The sequence below is a fragment of the Ideonella sp. FW305-24 genome, from assembly GCF_058788035.1.
Map to the genome: position 1 here is coordinate 504,296 of NZ_JBYTAI010000005.1, position 14,044 is coordinate 518,339.

15 protein-coding genes are annotated in these 14,044 nt (G+C 69.1%); 8 read left to right on the forward strand and 7 right to left on the reverse strand.

The window, feature by feature from the left end; translation table 11 throughout:
* Positions 1-32 precede the first annotated feature (32 nt).
* From AC3WR5_RS16900 to AC3WR5_RS16915, 4 genes are read right to left on the reverse strand one after another with little or no spacing between them, the layout of a single operon-like run.
* Positions 33-839 carry a rhomboid family intramembrane serine protease gene (locus AC3WR5_RS16900; protein ID WP_492485845.1) on the reverse strand — a complete coding sequence of 269 codons (807 nt, stop codon included), beginning with the start codon at positions 837-839 and terminating at the stop codon, positions 33-35.
* Positions 836-1,402, reverse strand: coding sequence for a tyrosine-protein phosphatase (locus AC3WR5_RS16905; RefSeq protein WP_492485846.1), 567 nt, complete (start codon positions 1,400-1,402; stop codon positions 836-838). Before AC3WR5_RS16905 ends, AC3WR5_RS16900 begins: the two co-directional genes overlap by 4 nt.
* On the reverse strand, positions 1,399-1,899 hold the full coding sequence (locus AC3WR5_RS16910) for a hypothetical protein (protein WP_492485847.1): 501 nt from the start codon (positions 1,897-1,899) through the stop codon (positions 1,399-1,401). Before AC3WR5_RS16910 ends, AC3WR5_RS16905 begins: the two co-directional genes overlap by 4 nt.
* Positions 1,896-3,062 (reverse strand): MGDG synthase family glycosyltransferase, encoded by a 1,167-nt coding sequence (locus AC3WR5_RS16915; protein WP_492485848.1) that lies wholly within the window; start codon positions 3,060-3,062, stop codon positions 1,896-1,898. The genes AC3WR5_RS16910 and AC3WR5_RS16915 overlap by 4 nt, the downstream gene beginning before the upstream one ends.
* 118 nt (positions 3,063-3,180) lie before the next feature.
* Between AC3WR5_RS16915 and AC3WR5_RS16920 the strand changes: the two genes are divergently transcribed.
* The 6 genes from AC3WR5_RS16920 to AC3WR5_RS16945 all read left to right on the forward strand — a co-directional run bounded on the left by AC3WR5_RS16920 (position 3,181) and on the right by AC3WR5_RS16945 (position 8,242).
* The gene (locus AC3WR5_RS16920) at positions 3,181-3,474 is read left to right on the forward strand and encodes a nucleotidyltransferase family protein (protein ID WP_492485849.1); all 294 of its coding nucleotides are present in this window, start codon (positions 3,181-3,183) and stop codon (positions 3,472-3,474) included.
* On the forward strand, positions 3,471-3,860 hold the full coding sequence (locus AC3WR5_RS16925; protein ID WP_492485850.1) for a HepT-like ribonuclease domain-containing protein: 390 nt from the start codon (positions 3,471-3,473) through the stop codon (positions 3,858-3,860). Before AC3WR5_RS16920 ends, AC3WR5_RS16925 begins: the two co-directional genes overlap by 4 nt.
* Before the next feature lie 192 nt (positions 3,861-4,052).
* Entirely contained in the window at positions 4,053-4,799 is a 747-nt protein-coding gene (locus tag AC3WR5_RS16930; RefSeq protein WP_492485851.1) for a DUF3348 family protein, read from the forward strand.
* 10 nt (positions 4,800-4,809) lie between these two features.
* Positions 4,810-7,041: a DUF802 domain-containing protein gene (locus tag AC3WR5_RS16935; RefSeq protein ID WP_492485852.1), complete on the forward strand. Its 2,232-nt coding sequence runs from the start codon at positions 4,810-4,812 to the stop codon at positions 7,039-7,041.
* Positions 7,041-7,697, forward strand: coding sequence for an OmpA family protein (locus AC3WR5_RS16940; RefSeq protein WP_492485853.1), 657 nt, complete (start codon positions 7,041-7,043; stop codon positions 7,695-7,697). Before AC3WR5_RS16935 ends, AC3WR5_RS16940 begins: the two co-directional genes overlap by 1 nt.
* On the forward strand, positions 7,694-8,242 hold the full coding sequence (locus tag AC3WR5_RS16945) for a DUF2894 domain-containing protein (RefSeq protein WP_492485854.1): 549 nt from the start codon (positions 7,694-7,696) through the stop codon (positions 8,240-8,242). Before AC3WR5_RS16940 ends, AC3WR5_RS16945 begins: the two co-directional genes overlap by 4 nt.
* 18 nt (positions 8,243-8,260) lie before the next feature.
* On the opposite strand, the gene AC3WR5_RS16950 is transcribed toward AC3WR5_RS16945, so the two are convergent.
* Positions 8,261-8,932, reverse strand: a complete 672-nt coding sequence (locus AC3WR5_RS16950; RefSeq protein ID WP_492485855.1) for an NAD(P)H-binding protein — start codon at positions 8,930-8,932, stop codon at positions 8,261-8,263.
* A gap of 74 nt (positions 8,933-9,006) precedes the next feature.
* Positions 9,007-10,233, reverse strand: a complete 1,227-nt coding sequence (locus tag AC3WR5_RS16955) for a hypothetical protein (RefSeq protein ID WP_492485856.1) — start codon at positions 10,231-10,233, stop codon at positions 9,007-9,009.
* A gap of 1,070 nt (positions 10,234-11,303) precedes the next feature.
* On the opposite strand from AC3WR5_RS16955, the gene AC3WR5_RS16960 reads away from it, so the two are divergent.
* Complete coding sequence (locus AC3WR5_RS16960) at positions 11,304-11,876, forward strand: HNH endonuclease (protein WP_492485857.1); 573 nt, start codon at positions 11,304-11,306, stop codon at positions 11,874-11,876.
* A gap of 107 nt (positions 11,877-11,983) precedes the next feature.
* Here AC3WR5_RS16960 and AC3WR5_RS16965 read toward each other — a convergent pair whose 3' ends face one another.
* Entirely contained in the window at positions 11,984-12,220 is a 237-nt protein-coding gene (locus AC3WR5_RS16965; RefSeq protein WP_141290305.1) for a hypothetical protein, read from the reverse strand.
* 265 nt (positions 12,221-12,485) lie between these two features.
* On the opposite strand from AC3WR5_RS16965, the gene AC3WR5_RS16970 reads away from it, so the two are divergent.
* The gene (locus AC3WR5_RS16970) at positions 12,486-14,009 is read left to right on the forward strand and encodes a 3-hydroxyacyl-CoA dehydrogenase (protein ID WP_492485858.1); all 1,524 of its coding nucleotides are present in this window, start codon (positions 12,486-12,488) and stop codon (positions 14,007-14,009) included.
* Positions 14,010-14,044: the final 35 nt, after the last annotated feature.

Here is a 14,044-nt window from a genome sequence, read left to right on the forward strand (position 1 = left end):
TTGTCCACAGCCGCTGTGGACATCGCCAGGCCTCATTCGGCGGGCGCTGACTGCTCGAAATCGCCGCGCGCCTGCTGCAGCGGCTGCCAGTCCGCCAGGTGCAGCAAGGTCCAGCTGCTGCCCCAGCCTGCCAGCAGCGCCACCGCCAGCCGCAGCAACAGCGCCAGGCCCTGCGAGCGCAGGTTGCCGGCGGACGCCACCAGTGCGCCCATCAGGCCACCGGCGAGCAGCCCGCCCACGTGCGCGGACTGGTCCACGCCGCTGATCAGGCTGCCGGCCACCAGGTTGATCAACACCACTTGTCCCAGCGCCCTGCCAAAGCCGGCGCCCAGCCGCGACGGCTCGCGCTGCAATTTTTGCCAGGCCAGCGAGGACAGCAGCGCGCCGCACAAGGCCATGATCCCGCCCGACGCACCCGCGCTGACGACCATCCACTGCGCAGGATGGCCGCCCTGCACATACTCGCGCAGCAGATGCCAGCCGAACCAGCCGCTGCTGGCGCAACTGGCCGCCCAGCCGCCGGCCAGGAAAACCAGCAGCAAGCCGCTGCGGCCGAGCTGGCGCTGGGCGGCAGGGCCCAGCAGCCACAGCATGTACATGTTCATCGCCAGGTGCAGCAGCCCGCCGTGCAGGAAGACGCTGGCACCCAGCCGCCACAGGTCGCCGGTCAGGCTCAGCAAGGCCAGGTTGCCGCCCCAGGCCAGCATTTCCTGCGGCGAGCGCTCGATCCAGGACTGGCCGGACAAGGCCTGCGCCAGGTACAGCACGACGTTGAGCAGCACCAGCGCGGCGGTGGTCAGGCCCACGCGCTGCAGGGCCGAGGGTGAGGCGGTGGTCATGATGTGGTCGCAGTTTCAAGCAGGGCCTGGCGCAGCGCGGCCACGTCCAGCCGGTCCAGGTAGCGCGGGATGTTGCGCCACAGCGTGTGGTAACCGTAGCCGCCGCGGAACATCTCGTGGCGGGCGGCGTCCTTGTCCCAGCCTTGCAGCACCATGCGGTACGCGGCGGCGACGACGCCGGTGCGGTCAGCGCCATGCCAGCAGTGGACCAGCACCGGGCCACGCTGTTCGGCGGCGCGGATCGCGCGCAGCGCCTGCAGCACCTTGTCGTCGTCAATGGCCCAGGTGTCGATGGGCACGCGGACCTGGCCGATGCCGCTGCCGGCCAGCGCACGCTCGTCGCTGTTGAAGGAGCGGAAACTGACGACCGTGCGGATGCCCAATGCGTGCAGCGCCGGCAGGTCGTTGCGCCGGGGCTGGGCGCTGCGGAACAGCGTAGGCGTGATGCGGTGCAGGTTGGCCAGCGCATGCTGCTGGCCGGTCAGCGGATCGGCCCAGTCTTCCGGCCGCACGCCGGGCACCGCGTAGTGCTTCTGCTTGGTCCGCCGGGATTCGCGCTTCATGTGCGGCCCTCGCGGCGCGGCCGATGGCGCAGCGCGACGATCAGCGCGGCGCCACCCAGGCCGACCCAGTAATCCGTTGGCGCAAACAGCAGCCAGTGCTTGTGCCAGGGCACGTGGGCCGGGTTGAACTGCTGCCAGCCATAGGCAGGGTTCAGCACGAACCACAGCCAGTCCTCGACGATCCAGAACGTCATCAGGCCGGCCAGCGCCAACGCGGCGTCTCGCCAGCCGAAGCGGCCGTTGAAGGCCAGTGGCATGAAGAAGACCAGCGCCATGAAGCTGAAGACCCAGGCGTGGTAGCCGGTCATCGCGCGGCCGCCCCAGAAGATGTCCAGCAGCCAGTGCGACTCGATGCGCCAGGTCGGCAGCGCCGCGGCCCAGCCGGCCGGGCCTTCAATCTGCACCTCGACGTTGGCAAAGAAAAACGCCACCACCAGCACCCACAGCAGGTAGACCAGCGTGCGGCGCAGGCTGGTGTCGTTGGGCGCACCGCTCATCGCCCGAGCACCTGTTCCAGCACGCGGCGCGCGGCCTGCGGCTTGCCCAGCGCCTGGCTGGCGGCGGCCATCTGCCCGAGCTTGTCCGGCATGGCCATCAGCCGCGCCACCTTGTAGCCCAGGCCGATGGCGTCATAGGCCAGCCACGCGGCCCCCTCTTCGAGCAGGAAGCCGGCGTTGTGCTCTTCCTGGCCGGGGATGGGCGACACCAGCAGCATGGGCTTGCCCAGCGCCAGGCATTCGGAGATGGTCAGCCCGCCGGGCTTGGTGACGACCAGGTCGGCCGCGGCCATCAGCCGCTCCATCTCCTGCGTGAAGCCGATGGCGACCAGCCGCCCCGGCACGCGCTGCGCCAGCGCCTGCAGCGCCGCGTGCGCCGCCGCGTTGCGGCCGGCCACGGCAATCACCTGGAAGTCGCAGCCCGGGCCTTGCAGCGCCAGCACCTGCTCGACCATGCTGGGCAGGTCGCCCACGCCGGCGCCGCCCGAGGCCATCAGGATCACGCGGCGCACAGGGTCCAGCCCGAGGCGGATGACGTTGGCGCCGCGCGCCAATTCAGGTGCCTCAGGTTGAGAGAAGCCGGGCATGACCGGGATGCCGGTGACATGGATGCGGTCCTCCGGCAGGCCACGCTCGCGCATGCGAAAGGCCACCTCCTCGGTCGCCGCGAGGTAGCCGGCCATGCCGGGCACCAGCCACATGTTGTGCAGGTCGTAGTCCGTGACCTGCAGCCAGATCGGCGCGTCCATCCGGCCCTTCTGCTGCTCGCGCATCAGCAGCTCGGCCGGCAGGAAATGGGTGCAGACGATGGCTTTCGGCCGGGCCTTGCGCACCTCGCGCAGCAGGTCCCCGGCGCTCACGCGCTCGATGGCGCGGCGCAGACGCTGCGAGGTGGCGCTGTGCGGCGTCTCGTCGGTCTTCTGGTGCAGGTAGGACCACAGCTCCGGCGCACGGTTGACGAGCTGGATGTACCAGTCGGTGTAGACCTTGCGGAAGCCGGCGGCGACATGCGCCATCGCGTCCACATGGGTGGCGCTGCAGGCTGGCTGCAGCGTGGTCGCCGCAGCGGCCAGCGCCTGCGCGGCCCGCACATGGCCGTTGCCGGCGCTCACGCTGAGGATCAGCAGGTCCCGGGGTGTCGAGGTGCTCGGTGTCTGGTTCATCAAGTTGCTTGGCGCATGCGCCGCTGGCGCCCTCGCTGCGGGCTGTGCGGGGGATTGTGACGGGCTCCATGCCGTGGATTTGCGCAGACTGTTCCGGCGGCCCTATGATCAGCGCACCATGAAGCCCTCGCAGCTGCTTGAACTTCACCGTGAAGCCTTGCGCATCCTTGTTGCCAAACAAGCCCGCCTGCGCAACCTCCGTGTCTTCGGCTCCGTCGCCAGCGGGAAAGACACCGAAGCCAGCGACATCGACTTCCTGATCGAACCGCTGGATGGCGCCTCGCTCTATGACCTGGCTGGTCTGCACGTCGAGCTGGAAGAACTGCTGGGCGTGAAAGTTGACCTTGTGACCCCCGGAGGCCTGCCGAAACGCTCCCGTGACCGCATCATCAGCGAAGCCCTGCCGGTATGAATCAGCCCAGGCTGCTTGACTACCTGGATCACATCGAGGCCGCACTTGATCTCGCCGACAAGATCGTCTCTGAATGCGACGAAGAGGACTTCATGGAAGGTCGCTGCCCGCTGCATGACGCCGCTGCAGTGCGCCAGGTCGAACTGATCGGCGAGATTGCGACCCAAATCCGCATTCGCTCCCGCTCGCTGATCGATGCCCACCCCGAGGTGCCCTGGAAGACCATTTGGGACACGCGCAACCGCTGGATTCACGGGTATTTCAATGTGGACCTGAGCATCGTGTGGCACACCATTGCGCGTGATCTGCCATCCTTGCGCAAGGTGCTCGCCCCGCTGAGAGCCACAGCACAGAAGATCGAGCCGCGCTGCGACGAAGAAGGCTAGCCAACGCGGAAAGCACCTTGGCGACGCCGCGGCACGGCACGGCACGGCCTTGAGCTTGACCAACAGTCTCATCCCCTCGACGCCCAGCCCTGCAACCCGGCGTCGCGAAGGGGCAGCCTGGCCCGGTCTGGCCGCTGTCGGTAAAATCCGACGTTTTTTCGATTGGGAACCTTGAACGGCAGCAAGGCGCAAGTGACGCGCCGCCCCCTGGTGACCGGCTCGGCGTTGGTGCGCCTGCTGGCCGCGCTGACGGACGCCGCGGACGTGCCGGCCTCGAAGGCTGCCTTCGCCGAGCGCCTGAGCGGCTGGGTCGACTGGCGTGACGCGATTTCGCTGTCCGCCGCCTTGAACAGCGCGCCCACGGTGGCGCCAACGCCCCCCACCCGAACCCGCGCCCTGCCGCCCGCCACCGCGGCGGAGCGCGCATACCGCCGCGTGCGGGCCGAGCTGACGACCCTCGTCGAACAGGCCCCCGCCGGCAAGACCGAGCCCCGCCCGTTGAACCCGACCGCTGCCGCCAGGCGCGCCGCCCCAGAGGCCGCTGCGCTCGACTTCCCGTCCTACCGCCAGCGCTACCTCGCCGCGCAGCAGGCCATGGAGACGCAGATCGGCACGCTGCGCGAGCGCCTGCAGGCGGCCCTGGCCACCCAGTCGCCCGAGATGGCCAGGCTGGCAGCGCTGGACGTGGCGATGGCACCCATCATCGGCGCGCAGGAGCAGGCGCTGCTGGCCAGCCTGCCCGCTTCGCTGGGCGTGCATTTCGAGCGCCTGCGCCGCGCGCAGGCCGCCGAGGCCACTTTGCAGACCGAGCCCGAAGCCACGCCGTCCACCGCCTGGCTGGACCATTTTTGCCAGGACATGCGCGCGCTGCTGCTCGCCGAACTGGACCACCGCATGCAACCGCTGGAAGGGCTGCTCGCCGCCCTTCGCGGCTCGTGAACAGATTGCCATGAACAGATTCCTACGCCTCGCCACCTTCGCTGCCGGCCTGGCCGTGGTCGGCTGGATTGCCGCCGGCTACCTTGGCACCAGCCCGCTCGCACTGGCCGTCACCGTGCTGATCGCTGCGTTCTTCCTGATGGGCGCGCTGGAGCTGCGGCGCTTCGAGCAGGCGACCGCCGGGCTGGCGCAAGCGCTGGCCGAAATGCCAGCGCCACTGCCTGAACTGCGCCCCTGGCTGGACCGCGTGCCCACCGCGCTGCAGCCCGCCGTGCGCCGCCGCATCGACGGCGAATCGGCTGGCCTGCCCGGCCCGGCAATGGCGCCTTACCTCGCGGGTCTCCTGGTGCTGCTGGGCATGCTGGGCACCTTCCTCGGCATGGTGCTGACGCTGCGTGGCACCGGCAGCGCCCTGGCCGGCGCGGCCGACCTCGCCGCCGTGCGCGATTCGCTGGCTGCGCCGGTGCAAGGCCTGGGTCTGGCATTCGGCACCTCGGTGGCGGGTGTCGCCGCTTCTGCTGCGCTGGGGCTGATGTCGGCACTCGGCCGCCGCGAGCGAGTGCAGGTGGCGCAGCTGCTGGACAAGCAGATCGCGGACGGCCTGCATGTGTTCTCCAAGGCCCGCGCGCGGGACATCGAACGCGACAGCCACCGCCAGCAGACGCTGGCACTGCTGCAGCGCCAGACCGAGCAGATGCCGGCGCTGGTCGAACAGCTGCAGGCCATGATGGCCACGCTGGCGCGCCAGGCCGAGCAGTCCAACACCCAGCTGCTGGCCAGCCAGGAACGCTTCCAGGCCCAGGCCGGCACGGCCTATGCCAGCCTCGCGGCTTCGGTCGACAAGACCTTGAAGGACAGCCTCACCGCCAGCGCCCGCGCGGCCGGCGACACCATCCAGCCCGTGGTCGAAGCCACGCTGGCCGGCATTGCCCAGGAGACCCGCGCGCTGCATGCCACGCTGGCCGGCGCGCTGCAGCAGCAGCTGGACCAGCTCTCGGCCCGTTTCGAAGCCAGCAACAGCCGAGTGGCCGACACCTGGCAGGCGGCGCTGGGCCAGCACGAGCGCAGCAGCCAGGGCCTGAGCGAGGCGCTTGGTGCCTCGCTGACCCGCTTCAGCGACACCTTCGAGCAGCGCTCCGCATCGCTGCTGGACACCGTGAGCCAGCACCAGGCCGCATCCCAGCAGGCGCTGGCTGACGCGATGACCGAGCTGGCGCGCGACAGCAGCGCCTTGCAGGAACGCCTGGCCAGCACTGCCACCGAGCAGATCAGCAGCGTGACCGCGCGGCTGGACGACACCGCACAGCGCGTGACCGACGGCTGGCAGGCAGCGTTGGCCCAACACCAGCAGGCCAGCGAACAGGCCGCGCACAGCACGCAGCAGGCCCTGAGCACCGCCGCGGCCAGCTTCGAGCAGCATGCCGCCTCGCTGCTGCAGACCGCCAGCCAGGCGCATGACCAGCTGCGGTCCGCCTCGGCCACGCAGGACCAGCAGCGCCTGGCCGCAATGACGCAGGCGCTGGAACAGATGGCCGCTTCGCTGCGCGCGGAATGGCAGGCGGCCGGCGCGCAGACGCTGGCGCAGCAGGCGCGCATCTGCGAGACGATGGAACGCACCGCGCGCGAAATCACCACGCAGGCCGAGACCCACGCCGCCAGCACCATCGCCGAGATCGGCCAGCTGATGCGGGCCGCGGCCGAGGCGCCGCGCGCCGCCGCCGAGGTGATTGGCGAGCTGCGCCAGCAACTGTCCGACAGCATGGCGCGCGACAACGCGCTGCTGGAGGAACGCGCGCAGGTGCTGGAGACGCTGGGCACGCTGCTCACCGCCGTGAACCAGGCCGCGACCGAACAACGCGGCGCGATCGATGCGCTGGTCGAACAGTCCGCCGGGATGTTGGCGCGCGTGGGCGAGCAGTTCGGCGCGCAGGTCGAAACCCAGTCTGCGCAACTGACCGAAGCCGCGGCGCAACTCACCGGCAGCGCGGCCGAGGTCGGCAGCCTGGGCGAGGCCTTTGGCGCTGGCGTGCAGCTGTTCAGCGACTCGAACGAGAAGCTGGTCTCGCAGTTGCAGCGCATCGAAGGCGCCTTGAGCAAGTCGCTCTCGCGCAGTGACGAGCAGCTGGCCTACTACGTGGCCCAGGCGCGCGAGGTGATCGACCTGAGCATGCTGTCGCAAAAGCAGATCATCGAGGAACTGCAGCGCGTGTCAGGCAACCTGGCCAGCGCGGAAGCCGCTTGATGACGAGCGACGAACTGGAGATGGACGCGGGCGTCGAGGCATCTGCGCCGGTCTGGGCGGTCTTCGGCGACCTGATGGCCGGCCTGCTGGGCGCGTTTGTGCTGATCCTGCTGTTTGCGCTGGCTTCGCAGCTGGAGCTGGCCGCGCGGCTGGAAATGGAGGTCAAGCAGCGCCAGCTGGAAACCCAGCGCCGCACCGAGCTCGAGCGCGCGCTGGCGGTGCCGCTGGCCGCCGGCCGCGTCACGCTGGACCATGGCCGCATCGGCATTTCCGGCAGCGTGCTGTTCGGCTTCAACTCGGCGGAGCTTCAGCCCGAAGGCCGGCAGCTGCTGAAGAGCCTGGCGGCGCCGCTGGCGACCTATCTGCAGTCGCGCGACGAAGCGCTGATGGTCAGCGGCTTCACCGACGACCGCCTGATGCGCGGCGGCAAGAACCAGGTATTTGCCGACAACTGGGAACTCTCGGCCCAGCGCGCACTGACCGTCACCCGCACCCTCATCGAAGAAGGCGTGCCGGCTTCGGCGGTGTTCGCCGCCGCCTTCGGCGCCCAACAGCCAGTGGCCTCGAACGACAGCGCGGAAGGCCGCGCGAAGAACCGCCGCGTCGAGATGTCGCCCACGCCCAAGCCCTCGCGCGAGGCCGCCCCATCGCCATGAACGACAGGCTGCAGGCCTTGCAGACGCGCGGCGCGGCGCGGCTGTTGCCGGTGCGATGGCAGTTGCTGCAGTCGCTGGCCCGGCGCGCCGCCATGCATCAAGGCGCTGCGCGGCGCGTGCTGGACGAGAAGCTGGCCCGGCAGCTCGCAGCCTGTGAAGACGAACTCGAGACACGACTGGCTGCAGAAACCGAGTCCGCGCCAACGCCGATGCCCAGCCCGTTCAAGGCCTTGATGGCCGGCATGACCGAGCCCGCGCAGATGGCCCTGCCGGCCAATGCGCCAACGGCCGCCCGCACCGTGCCCGGCGAGCTGAAGGCGATGCAGCTGTTCAAGCGCACCTGGTCCCGACTCAGTGCCGAGCAGCGCCTGGCGCAGTCGCTGGCCTCGTTGCCGGACAACGCCGGCCCGCTGAACTCGCAGCACCTGGTGCACCGCTCGCTGCACCTGATGCGCGAACTCTCGCCGGCCTACCTCGAGCACTTCATTGCGCATGCGGATGCGCTGCTGTGGCTGGACCGGGTGAACCTCAGCAACGGCCGCTGATCGCGGGTCGCACGCCGCTCAGGCGAACCGTTGCAGCTCGCCAGACAACAGGACTTCCTGCCCCTGCGCCAACGGCACACGCGTGGCCAGCGCACGCGCCACGCGCACCGCATCAACCGGCCGATAGTTCGCCGGAATCAGTGGCCCCAGCCAGTGGCCGACAGTCTCGGCAATCTGCTCGCCGCGGCGCGGCGGCTGGCCCAGCGCCACACGGTCGCCAACCAGCATCGAAGGCCTGGCAATGACCCAGGCGTCGAAGCCCACGGTCGCCAGTGCGTCTTCCATCTCGCCCTTCACGCGGCTGTAGAAGACGCTGGCACTGGCCTTTGCGCCCATCGCACTGACCAGGCCGGCACGCCGGGCACCCGCAGCCCGCGCCGCGCGGGCCACCGCCAGGTTGGCATCGAAATCCACCGCCCGGAACGCCGGCTGGCTGCCAGCGATCCTGATCGTCGTACCCAGCGCCAGGTAGACCTCGTCGACCGGTGGCAGCGGTGGCAAGGCAGCAAAGTCCACGACATGCGCGCTGAGCTTCGCGTGCCTCGCCGGAAGCGGGCGCCGGACCAATGCATGCACCTGCATGACCGAAGCATTGGCCAGCAGCAGCGCCAACAAGGCCTGGCCCACCAGCCCGGTCGCACCGGCGATCAGGACCCTGCGGCCGGGATCCACGCGAGCTTCATCCGTCATGACAGGCCTCTGGTCAGCAAAGAGGCCGATGTTAGGCGCTTGGTGCAGGCCGCTCTGAGCCGGCCTGCCTGGCTTCACTCGCCGGTCGGGTGCGCGACGACGGGGCAGTCCGGCACATAGCCCGTCGGCAGCGCCGAGGGGTAGTGGTACAGGTCGAAGAAGTGCGTGAAGTTGGCGTAGCCGTTGTAGGGCCCGCTCTTGTGGTCGTATTTCTTCGCCACCCCGTGGCAGGCCACGTCACCGGAACCCTTGGCCTGGTACGCGGCAGACAAGGCGACACCGAAGTTCGCGTCGTGCAGGTCGAAGTAGTCGGCCCAGACGGTGCCCGGGCGCGGGTATTGCGCGCGGCAGGTGGTGTCGCTGTTGTCGCTGCACCAGTGCTGCAGTGTCACGCTGCCGTGGCTGATCGGCTCTTCGTCGTACATCACGCGGATCGGCGGCAGCGTGGCACCGGAGGTGGCCGCTTGCACGTCTTCGAGCGCGCAGCCGGCGTCGTAGCTGTCAGGCAGGTTGTAGTTGTCCGGATCATTGACATAGGCGCCGTAGTCCTCCGGCAGGATGAAGGTCTTCTTGACCTTGGCCTTCTTGTAGCAGCTCTGCGCCTGGTAATCCCACACCGCGCGCACCGTGCTGCTCTCTGCACGCCAGGGCTTGCCGGGCACGGACGCCGCAGCGTCGGGCCGGATCGCCCACAGCATGTTCAGCGTGCCGCGCGACTGGCCGACCAGGAACACATTGGCCGGGTCGATGTGAAGCTCGTCCGCGTGGTACTTCAGGTACTGGACGGCGTCGCGGATGTCGGTGTTGCCGGGCAGGTCGGTGGGATGCGCGGGGTCGTAGGACGCCGTCGGATGGCGGAACTGCAGCGATGCGACGGCATAACCCGCCTGCATCGCCGGCACCAGCACGCTCTGGAAGATGGTGGACTCTTCGTAGGGCGCGTTTTTCGCAGCCCGGAAGTCTTCGGTCATGCCGGTGGGATGCGTCCAGATGATCAGCGGGCGGACGACATTGATGTCGGACGTGGGATACCAGAGGTCAGCGCGCTGCACCAGGCGGCCCTGCGTCGGTGCCGGTTCGTACCAGTCCTGCGCATCGCCGTAGCAGTAGTCCTGCGCGGTCCAGAAGGTGTAGGTCTGAGGGTTGCCGTTGTAGTCGAGCACGGTGCGGCTGACCTTCTGGGGCGTGGGCACCGCTGTCGAACAGGCGATGTCGTCCGCGGCGAGCGCAGCGTGGGCCAGGCCCATGCCGAGGGCAACGCCACACAGCAGGCGAGTGGGGAAGAACAACTTCGAAAACATGGATCCTCCGATGCGAAATTCGCGACTTTAGGAGCCGCTGTTTCGCGGTGGAAGCCCCGCTTGCCCTGGAAATCCCCGTCCCCCCACGATCCACGTAAGCAAACGCTTCAGGCCCGGCACCGCAAGCCCGCGGCGGCGCTCAAAACCCAGCGGCCAGGGCCTGGACCTCTGCCACCGCACCGGCCCGCGCAGACTGTGTCTGGACCGGCCACTTCGAGTTCGACCCGCAGGTGCGCGGGCCGCTGGTGAAAAGCCTGCCCACGCTGATCCGCACGCGCTCCCGCACCGACGGCCGGGCAGCGCGACTGCCGCGGCAGCCTGAACGCGCTGTTGTTGTTTTCATTCGCTTGCCTCAACGGCGTTGACAGAAATAGTAAAGACTATTTACAGTCCGACCCAGTTCAACGCAGCACCCGAGACTTCATCGTGACCATCACCTCTTTGTCCCATTGCCATCGCGCCCACGGCCTTGCCGTGTGCCGGCGCGTGGGCGGGAATGCAGGCAGTCACGCGTACCAACCATCGAGTTCGCGCCCCCAGCTGAGCTGGCTGGAGGATTCGACGCATCCGGGAGAGGACCGCGCATAGGCGCGAGTCCTCGTCGCTCTGCACGCAGAGGCCCGGTCACCCGCAAAGGTGCCCGGGCCTTTTTTGTTTTTCCAATCGCTCAACGGAGAGCTGCCCGAGTGGCAAGGGGCCGGCTTGCTAAACAAGGGCAACGCTGAACAAGTCCTGCATGCCGCGCTGGCGAGAGAACGGGCCGGATCGTAGGCGCGACGCGAAGGTCGGGCTCTCTGCCCGACGCCGAGCGGCGCAACGACCGAGGCGGCCCGTTATCTCGCCAGCCCTTCGGGGCGGTTCAGGCGGGCGCCAGGCGTCGTTGCGAACCTTGCCCAGGCATGAGCCTGGGCGGCGGCTCGCGCCTAGCCTGGCATCCCGCCTGAATCCGCCGCGGCACGCAGGACTTGTTCAGCGTTGCCCTGGCCGGTGACGAGAGTCGCCGCGAGCGTTCGATCCGCTCGCTCTCCGCCAATTTTTGAACCATCCGCGGCCATGAAGGGAGGCCCGCCATGCATCCCCCTCACCAACACGTGTTGCAGCTCGACATCCAGGGCACGCCGCAGGCGTGGATCTCGCTCGAACAGGCTGCTGTGCACATCGCCACCGGCTCGGTCGCCTGGACCGATGGTGACGGCCCGCTGGCCACGCTGCGCGGCGGTACCAACGTCGCCAGCGGCCGGCAGTCGCTGATCAAGGTGCACCCGATCATCGCGTTGCGGGGCGCCTCGAAGCTGAACCTGTTCGACGTGGTGCCCGGCTTCACCAAGGCCAAGCTGCTGCGGCGCGACCGCATGACCTGCGCCTACTGCGGCCAGCGTTTCCAGGAGCGCGATCTGCAGTGCGAACACATCCAGCCCGAGTCACGCGGCGGCGGCTGGACCTGGATGAACCTGGTCGCGGCCTGCGGCCCGTGCAACAACCGCAAGGCCGCCCGCACGCCCGAGGAAGCCGGCATGCCGCTGCTGTACCTGCCCTACGTGCCCAGCCGGTTCGAAAGCTTCCTGCTCGAAGGCCGGCACATCCGGGCCGACGTGCACGAGTGGCTGGCCGCGCGGCTGCCCAAGGGCTCGCGGCTGAACTGAGCCCTCGCGATTTCGCGGGGGTCTCTCAAGAAAACGCAGGGCCGCCCCAAGTTTTCTTGACCCCCTCGGGGGGCCTGGCGACCGAAGGGCGCCAGGTTTGGGGGCGCTCAGCAGCGGCCGGAGCGCCGGCTGCGCGGCTGCAGCTTGTCCAGCTCGGCAATCTGCTGCTTGAGCAGGATCAGCAAGGTGCGAGCGTGTTCGACCGGCATGCGCAAGCGGCTGCTGGCGGCACCTTCATCGCGCGGCGGGAGGTTCACCACCGTGAGGTCCACGCGGAGTTCGATCAGGCCCATGTCGTGTCGGGCCGATTTCAGGTTCTGGACTTCGATGTCATAGGTCTTCAAGCGCGTTCTCCTGCGTTCTGGGCAATGCGCGATTGTCGGCTGGCGTGGCGCTGCTTGCCGCCAACGCACCCCGCCGACCCGACGGCACCCCGCCACGGGTTTCCACCAAGTCCCCGAACTTGCGCTGGATCAACACCCGATCTATTATTTACCGATCGGTCGGTTAATTATGTCTGACCCCGTCTCAGGTGCTTTCCCGACCCGACATCGCGGATGGCTTCGCCCATGATCAACAGCCCACCTCGGCCGGCCCCTGCAGAACCCCATGCGCTCTTTCTCCAAGCTTGATCCTTCCACCCGCGTTGCCGTGATCGGCGCCGGCAGCATGGGCGCTGGCATCGCCCAGCTGGCCGCCCAGGCCGGCCACGCGGTCTGCCTGTTCGACCTGGCGCCGGGCGCGGCGGCCAAAGCCATCGCCCGCATTGGCGCGGACCTGGACCAGGCCGTGCAGCGTGGCCGGCTGACGGTTGACGAACGTGCCGCCGTGGGCAGCCGCCTGCGCGCCACCGAGCAATTGGCCGAGCTATCGGGCTGCGGCCTGGCGGTGGAAGCCATCGTCGAGCGGCTGGAGCCCAAGCAGGGCCTGTTCCGCCAACTGGAGGAACTGCTGGGCGACGAGGCGGTGCTGGCCACCAACACTTCGTCGATCTCCATCACCGCGATTGCCTTCGGCCTGAAGCGCCCCGCTCGCCTGGTCGGCTGGCACTTCTTCAACCCGGCCACGCGCATGAAGCTGGTCGAGCTCATTGCCGGCGTGGAAACCGCGCCAGCCTTGGTCGATGCGATGCGCGCGTTGTCTCTTGCCTGGGGCAAGACGCCGGTGGACGCGCCCAACGCACCCGGCTTCATCGTCAACCGCGTGGCCCGCCCGTATTACGCGGAGGGCTTCAAGCTGCTGGCCGAACGCGTAGCCGAAGCGCCAGCCATTGACCGGCTGCTGCGCGAAGCCGGCGGCTTTGCGATGGGACCGTTCGAGCTAACCGACCTGATCGGCCAGGACGTGAACCTCTCGGTCACCGAGTCGGTCTTCCAGGCCACGGGCTACGACCCGCGCTACGCGCCGAACCTGATCCAGCAGGAACTGGTGCGTGCGGGCCGCTTCGGCCGCAAGAGCGGGCGCGGCTTTTACGACCATGCCAAGGACGCCGCAGCGCCCACCGTCGCGCTGGTCGCGCCAGCGGCCGACGCACCCGCGGTGCGGGCGCCGCGCGATGCCGGCCTGCTCGCGCCGCTGCTGCAGCGCCTGGCGACAGCCGGCGTGAGCATCCACCTGGACGACGCGCTGCCCGCCGAACAGCTGCTGCTCGGCGACGTGAAGCTCGCCCTGACCGACGGCCGCACCGCCACCGAACGCGCAGCCGGCAAGCCGATGCTGTTGCTGGACCTGGCGCGCGACTTCGCCAGCACGCCGCTGCTGGGCGCCGCCGCCAGCGCGGGCGCCGAGACCCACCTGGCCGACCTGGCCACGCTGCTGCACACCGCGGGCATCGGCCTGCTCGCACTGAACGACGTGGCCGGCCTGGTGGTGATGCGCACCGTCTGCTGCCTGGCCAACGAAGCAGCCGAGCTGATGACGGCCTCGACCACGCGCGCGGCCGACATCGACACCGCCATGCGCCTGGGCACCAACTATCCGCAGGGCCCGCTGGCCTGGGCCGACCAGCTGAGTCCCAGCCGCGTGTTCGGCGTGCTGGCCAACCTGCAGCAGCACTACGGCGAGACGCGCTACCGGCGCGCGCCGCTGCTCTCGCGCCACCACTTTGCAGGCAGCCACTTCCACGGTGAATGAGGCCGCAGAGCCCACGCCCCGGCCCTTGATTTTCG

What these genes read in the sequence shown, in the direction of transcription:
- AC3WR5_RS16900 (WP_492485845.1), bottom strand. Translation starts at nt 839, where the DNA reads ATGACCACCGCCTCACCCTCGGCCCTGCAGCGCGTGGGCCTGACCACC.
- AC3WR5_RS16905 (WP_492485846.1), bottom strand. Translation starts at nt 1,402, where the DNA reads ATGAAGCGCGAATCCCGGCGGACCAAGCAGAAGCACTACGCGGTGCCC.
- AC3WR5_RS16910 (WP_492485847.1), bottom strand. Translation starts at nt 1,899, where the DNA reads ATGAGCGGTGCGCCCAACGACACCAGCCTGCGCCGCACGCTGGTCTAC.
- AC3WR5_RS16915 (WP_492485848.1), bottom strand. Translation starts at nt 3,062, where the DNA reads ATGAACCAGACACCGAGCACCTCGACACCCCGGGACCTGCTGATCCTC.
- AC3WR5_RS16920 (WP_492485849.1), top strand. Translation starts at nt 3,181, where the DNA reads ATGAAGCCCTCGCAGCTGCTTGAACTTCACCGTGAAGCCTTGCGCATC.
- AC3WR5_RS16925 (WP_492485850.1), top strand. Translation starts at nt 3,471, where the DNA reads ATGAATCAGCCCAGGCTGCTTGACTACCTGGATCACATCGAGGCCGCA.
- AC3WR5_RS16935 (WP_492485852.1), top strand. Translation starts at nt 4,810, where the DNA reads ATGAACAGATTCCTACGCCTCGCCACCTTCGCTGCCGGCCTGGCCGTG.
- AC3WR5_RS16940 (WP_492485853.1), top strand. Translation starts at nt 7,041, where the DNA reads ATGACGAGCGACGAACTGGAGATGGACGCGGGCGTCGAGGCATCTGCG.
- AC3WR5_RS16945 (WP_492485854.1), top strand. Translation starts at nt 7,694, where the DNA reads ATGAACGACAGGCTGCAGGCCTTGCAGACGCGCGGCGCGGCGCGGCTG.
- AC3WR5_RS16950 (WP_492485855.1), bottom strand. Translation starts at nt 8,932, where the DNA reads ATGACGGATGAAGCTCGCGTGGATCCCGGCCGCAGGGTCCTGATCGCC.
- AC3WR5_RS16955 (WP_492485856.1), bottom strand. Translation starts at nt 10,233, where the DNA reads ATGTTTTCGAAGTTGTTCTTCCCCACTCGCCTGCTGTGTGGCGTTGCC.
- AC3WR5_RS16960 (WP_492485857.1), top strand. Translation starts at nt 11,304, where the DNA reads ATGCATCCCCCTCACCAACACGTGTTGCAGCTCGACATCCAGGGCACG.
- AC3WR5_RS16970 (WP_492485858.1), top strand. Translation starts at nt 12,486, where the DNA reads ATGCGCTCTTTCTCCAAGCTTGATCCTTCCACCCGCGTTGCCGTGATC.